General features: G+C 55.6%; 1 protein-coding gene. It reads left to right on the top strand.

Features of this window, described 5'->3' with window-relative positions:
• Positions 1–739: putative solute-binding protein (locus A3730_RS31660; RefSeq protein WP_063538125.1), on the top strand; the 739-nt coding region annotated here is incomplete at both ends.

Below are 739 nucleotides of genomic sequence, written 5' to 3'. Positions count from 1 at the left end.
TTATCGGCGCCAACGGCGATATCTATAACATCATGAAGGACTACAAGACCGCCGCCCTGGGCTGGGGCATCGATCTTGAGCTCAAGCCCTACACCGATGAAAAAATTGCCTCCGAAGACCTGAAGGCCGGGCAGTGTGATGCCGCCGTCCTTACCGGCATCCGTGGCCGTCAGTTCAACAGCTACACCGGCAGCATGGATTCCATTGGCGCGATCCCCAGCTACGACGCCATGCGCACCGTGATCACCGTACTCGCCAGCGGCAACCCCTCCATCAATGAAAAACTGGTTTCCGGGCCCTATGAAGTGGGCGGCGTTGCGCCAATGGGCGCGGCTTATCTGTTCGTAAAAGACCGCACCATCGATACCGTCGGCGAACTGTCCGGCAAATCCATCGCGGTACTTGAGTACGATACGGCACAGGCCAATATGGCGTCCCGCGTGGGCATGTCCCCCGTGATGTCCGACATCACAAACTTCTCCGGTCGCTTCAACAACGGCTCCGTGGATATCTGTTTTGCCCCCATTGCAGCTTATTCTGCTCTGGAATTGTATAAAGGCATGCAGCCTGACGGCGGCATCATCGATTACGTACTTGGTCAGCTGACGGCTCAAGTGATTCTGAAAAAAGACAAGTTCCCCGCAGACTTCGCAGCACAATCGCGCAAATACATGCTCGGTCAGTTTGACCGCGCCATGCGTGTGATTGAGAACGCCAACAACGAAGTCAACAAGAAGTG

Source organism: Alcanivorax sp. HI0044 (genome assembly GCF_001634945.1).
This window is presented reverse-complemented; position numbering and strand designations above follow the sequence as displayed.